At 34.5% G+C, this 1359-nt stretch carries 1 protein-coding gene; it reads right to left on the bottom strand.

The annotated features are described in order from the left end of the window. Positions 1 to 618 precede the first annotated feature (618 nt). The gene (locus CWS31_RS17265) at positions 619 to 924 is read right to left on the bottom strand and encodes a hypothetical protein (RefSeq protein WP_101342690.1); all 306 of its coding nucleotides are present in this window, start codon (positions 922 to 924) and stop codon (positions 619 to 621) included. Positions 925 to 1359: the final 435 nt, after the last annotated feature.

Here is a 1359-nt window from a genome sequence, read left to right as displayed (position 1 = left end):
TTGCTCAATTTTACGCAACACCGCGAAACAATAATATACGCGCGATAAATACAAAACTGAATTACGTTTTAAGATACGTGATTGATACGCAAAACGTGAATCAAAAACTAAACCTTACGCAAATAACCCAATACACCTAACGCCTCATTAAGAGGCAAAAAGTAGTTTGCTAAAATGTTGAGGCACGAAACAGCAAACTGTTTTTTGTCCTTCTTTAATGCCTTGTTAGTTGTTGATAGTTAAACACATTTAACTCACCAACAACACTAGAAATTAATTAATGGAAGTGAGTATTTAAAAACACCACCGCAACTTAGCCACTGAATGCGAACTTTGAGCCGTTTACAAAACTACTGATTATATTTACCAACAAAAGTTAGGCGAAAACTGTGTTACCAAAATCGCTAAAATTATTAAATAAATTGAAAGTAACCACAAAAAAGGAAGGAAACAAACACCAATCCTTTGATGTGAAATACCGCACGATTAAACTTAATTTACTCGAACAAGTTGCGGCAACTAACGCCTCACTAAGAGGCAAAAAATAGTTGGTTAAAATAAGCGACGCAGGAGCAAAAACCAACTGTTTTTTGTCCTTTTAAATGACTTGTTATAAGCCTATTCACCAAATGCTTCACTTGTACTTCCGAAGGCGTACTCATGAAGATTTGTTTCCTCAGAACTTGCATGAAGGTTACCAGAAAAATCATCAAAACTTATTCTAGGGTTATATGATTTCCCTTCGTGCTTTATTTCTTCTTGGTCATGTAACATTGCAAAATCAAAGGCGAATTCTCCTATGATCTCTTTAGCTTTATCTTGATTTACTCCATGCTTGGCTAATGTATTTTTTAGTAAAATTATCATCTGATATTGCCACTCTGTAGCTAACTCTTCATATTTTTCTGATTCTTGAATATTCATGCAGACTCCTTTCTAGGCTTATAACGCCTCATTAAGAGGCAAAAAATTGTTTGCTAAACTGTTGAGGCACGAAACAGCAAACTGTTTTTTGTCCTGCTTTAATGCCTTGTTAGGTGTTTGAACTGATTAGAGTTTATGCCACCTAAACTTACCAAACCACAATAAAGTAATTGGCAAAGTCTTGCACGAAATTTTGCAGTAAAAACTGAGAAATTAGCGCACCAAAAAGTTAAATAAACTGCTTTGCTCAATTTTATGTAACACCGCGAAACAATAATATACGTGCGATAATTACAAAACTTAATTACGTTTTAGGATACGTGATTGATGCGCAAAACGTGAATCAAAAAATATATCTTACGCAAATAACCCAATACACCTAACGCCTCATTAAGAGGCAAAAAATTGTTTGCTAAAATGTTGAGGCACGAAACA

The organism is Colwellia echini (assembly GCF_002843355.2).
Classification (GTDB): Bacteria; Pseudomonadota; Gammaproteobacteria; order Enterobacterales; family Alteromonadaceae; genus Colwellia; species Colwellia echini.
This window is presented reverse-complemented; position numbering and strand designations above follow the sequence as displayed.

Excerpts from the sequence above, each read along its gene's own strand:
- CWS31_RS17265 (WP_101342690.1), bottom strand. The coding sequence starts at position 924 with ATGAATATTCAAGAATCAGAAAAATATGAAGAGTTAGCTACAGAGTGG.